Source organism: Halomonas sp. (assembly GCF_041689495.1).
Lineage (GTDB): Bacteria > Pseudomonadota > Gammaproteobacteria > Pseudomonadales > Halomonadaceae > Halomonas.
This window is the reverse complement of record NZ_JBDNGD010000500.1, coordinates 1-3,620: the sequence shown is the minus strand read 5'-3', so window position 1 is coordinate 3,620 and position 3,620 is coordinate 1. Positions and strand designations below refer to the sequence as shown.

Sequence of the window (3,620 nt, the reverse complement as noted above, 5' to 3'; positions counted from 1 at the left end):
TTGATGCGAGAGACACAACTTGCCGACCCACGTCGGTTGCCTGGAAATCGGCAGGTACGACAGGTCCCTGCCACCGAGGCTGACCGGATAGACAGGTCGGCAGCGAGTGCCAAGCTAGCACGTCTCTCCAGTCACAATCGATAGCGCCATCGTGAGCGCGCTGTCCGTGTGATTACCACCCCTGGATATTCATCTATCTGTATAATCAATAAGATGGCCTGAATTTGGCGATTCGGAAGGGAATCTCTGATGTCCTGGCGGCGTTGAATGAATCCAGGCCTTAGACCAAAGTCTTCTGGGTTTTTGGAGTCATGATGTCATTGCACCGCATTGGGAAGGGGCTGGATGCGCTGGCGGATCATCGTCGCCACCTCGCCGAGCGCCGCTGGCGTGGTCTGGTTTGGCTGGCCGGGGACGTCTCCTCATGTCTTGAACGGGCCGAGGCCATCTGGCATCGGATGTCCTGGCAGCTTCCCCTCTGGGTATCATCCTGTCGGCCGGAATCCATTCCGGCAGAGGCCTGGCTGATGCCCTCCAGCGCCCGTACACGCCTGGGCGGCGAGTCAGACCTCTTGATCATCGATGCGGTGTCCGGGGGATCGGGCTTCGACCCGGATGCGTTCGGCGCCCTCTCGGGAACCTTGCGGGCCGGGGGCTTGCTGGTGCTCATGACCCCACCAGCCTGGGGCACGCGTCCCGATCCGGACTATGTCCGTCTGGCGGCTCATCCCTGGCAAATCGAGCAACTCAGCGCCCACTATCTGGCACGCCTGGCCGGCTTGCTGCAGGCGTCATCGAGGGTGATCCACTGGCCGGAAGACGGCGATCTTCGGTTGTCCGGCTGTTATCCGGACACCCCCCCGGTTGCCGACATAAGACACCCGGAGGATGCGGATTGCCTGACCCTCGACCAGGCTCGCGCCGTTGCCCGCCTGGTGGGATTGCGTCGCCGTCGCCCGCTGGTGATCACGGCAGACCGGGGCAGAGGCAAGACCGCTGCCCTGGGAATCGCCTGTGCCCGACTGCTCGCTGCCGGTGAGATGGATATCCTGGTCACGGCTCCTCGAGCCGTTGCAGTCGCCCCCTTGTTCGAACGACTCCTGGCGTTGTGTCCCCGGGGGCGTCGTGTCGGCAACGAGGTCCTGCTGGAAGGCCGTCGGGTCAGCTTCATTGCCCCCGACGAACTCTCGGCCGGGGTGCGCGAGGGGCAGCTGGGCGGCAACGGCAGCTGGCTTCTGGTGGACGAGGCGGCAGCAATACCCGCCGCCCTGCTTGGTGAATGGCTGACGGCCTTCCCGCGAATCGCCTTCGCCACTACCGTGCACGGCTATGAGGGGTCGGGCCGCGGTTTTGCACTGCGTTTTCGGGAACGGCTGGAACGGCAGACACCGAACTGGGAGCCGTGCCATCTGGGCGAGCCGATCCGCTGGGCAAGCGGTGATCCCCTGGAGGCTCTGGTGACCCGGCTGCTGTTGCTGGATGCCGAGCCCGGCGAGGCGATGGCGCCCGGGGTACCGGTCGAGTACCAAACCCGGCGTCCCGCCGACCTCATCCATGACGAGACCCGTCTTCAAGAGATGTTTGGCTTGCTGGTGCAGGCGCATTACCGCACGACCCCCGCTGACCTGCGACGCCTGCTGGATGCGCCCGGCATCGAGCTCAGCAGCCTCGATGCCGGAGGAACGCTCCAGGCGGTACTGGCCACCCTCGAGGAGGGTGGCTTCGATGCCGATCTGGCCGAGGAGGTGGCGCGTGGGGAGCGGCGCCCCAGGGGTCATCTCATGGCCCAGTCCCTGGCTGCCCATGCCGGATCGCGCGAGGCCCTGGAGGGACGGCTTCGCCGGGTACTGCGTATCGCCGTGCACCCGGGCCGCCGCCGGGAAGGGCTCGGGAGACACCTGATCGAGCTCGCCCGGGAGCAAGCCCGTCGAGACGGCTGCCAGTTGCTCGGCGCCAGTCTCGGTGCCGAGCCGGGCCTGCTCGCCTTCTGGCAGGCTCAGGGGTGGCGTGCCGTTCGGCTCGGGTTGACTCGGGAAACGGCCACCGGAGAGCATGCCGTGATGATGGTTCTGCCCCTGGATGACCGCGGTGCTGCCCTGGCCTCTGCGCTCCAGGCACGCCTCCACCGGCAACTTCCGGGGTTGCTCGCCTTCGAGCTTGCCGATTTCGACCCCCTGGTGGTGCTGGCGCTGCTCGCCGAGTTCCCGCCGATGAGGATTCTCGACGATGACATCCGCGATATCGCCGACGTGGCCTTTGGTCATCGAGCCCCTGGGCTGGCGCGACCGGCCATTCAGGCGCAGGTGATACACGCGGCGGCCTTCCCGGCATGGCGCCAGGATCGAGACCTGGCGGTTCTGGCGGCCTGGGCCTTCCAGGGCTGGGATACCGCGGGTCTTTCCAGGCGCCTGGGTGTGCCGGGCAAGCGCCAGGCCATGGCCTGGCTGAGGACGTTCCTCGGCAGGCTCCATGTCAGTGGCGTCGGACTTCTCACGGCTCATGACGGCGAGTAGAGTGCTCGGGTCAATCACGAGATACCCTTCCCATGAACGCATATCTCGAACAGCTTTCACCTTCGTCTGTCTGGCGACACTTTCGCACCCTGTGCAACACCCCTCGGCCTTCCGGAAAGGAGGCGGCTCTGGTGGCCCGGCTGGAACAGTGGGCCGATGGCCAGGGACTGGCCCATGACCGCGATGCCTTCGGAAACCTGCGCCTGTGCAAGCCGGCCACGCCTGGCCATGAGCGGGTGCCGGGGGTGATCCTGCAGGGCCACCTGGACATGGTGACCCAGGCCAATGCCGATCATTCCCATGACTTTGCCCGCGATCCCATCGACACCCAGGTGGTGGATGGCTGGCTGCGGGCGCGAGGTACCACCCTGGGCGCCGACAATGGCCTGGGAGTCGCGGCCATCCTGGCCATCCTCGAGGACGAGACGCTGGTACACGGGCCCCTGGAGGCTCTCTTCACCCTGGAGGAAGAATCGGGCATGGGCGGTGCTCTCAATCTGGCCGAAGGCTGGCTGGAGGGACATCTGCTGCTCAATCTGGATTCCGAGGATCGTGGCCAGGTGTTCATCGGCTGTGCCGGTGGTGCCGATGTGGCCGTCGAGTCTCAGTTTCCCACTGCCCCCCTCGACGACGGGGAGATGGGCGCGCGCCTGTCGCTGACCGGCTTGATGGGGGGGCATTCTGGCATCGATATCCACAGGGGGCGTGGCAATGCCAACCGTCTGCTGGTGCGGGTGCTGCGTTCCCTGGAAGCCTTCGATGTCCGGTTGGTGGACTATCATGGCGGCACGATGCGCAATGCGCTGCCCCGAGAGGCCTTCGCCACCCTGGCGCTCACCGCCGATACCCTGGAAGAGGTGTCATCCCGGCTGGCGGTGCTCCAGGCGGAGCTGCGTGCCGAACTCGCCGGTGTCGACGACGGACTGACACTGGCCCTGGAACGGCTCGAGGCGACGCCAGGCGACGCGCTGAGCCACCACGCCAGCCACCTGTTGATTGCCGCCCTGCACGCGGCACCCTGCGGCGTCGAGCGCATGAGCCATGAGGTGCCCGGGGTGGTGGAGACCTCGAACAACCTTGGGGAGGTTAGCCTGGAGGCGGGCCGTT

General features: G+C 66.2%; 2 protein-coding genes. Both read left to right on the top strand.

What is annotated here, in order from left to right:
* Positions 1–314: 314 nt before the first annotated feature.
* Positions 315–2,513 carry a tRNA(Met) cytidine acetyltransferase TmcA gene (locus ACESMD_RS14895; protein ID WP_372614509.1) on the top strand — a complete coding sequence of 733 codons (2,199 nt, stop codon included), beginning with the start codon at positions 315–317 and terminating at the stop codon, positions 2,511–2,513.
* Between the two features lie 32 nt (positions 2,514–2,545).
* Positions 2,546–3,620: beta-Ala-His dipeptidase (gene pepD / locus ACESMD_RS14890; RefSeq protein ID WP_372614506.1), on the top strand; the 1,075-nt coding region annotated here is incomplete at its 3' end.

Bases quoted from the DNA above. Each gene is read 5' to 3' on its own strand.
- ACESMD_RS14895 (WP_372614509.1), top strand. From the start codon at position 315: ATGTCATTGCACCGCATTGGGAAGGGGCTGGATGCGCTGGCGGATCAT.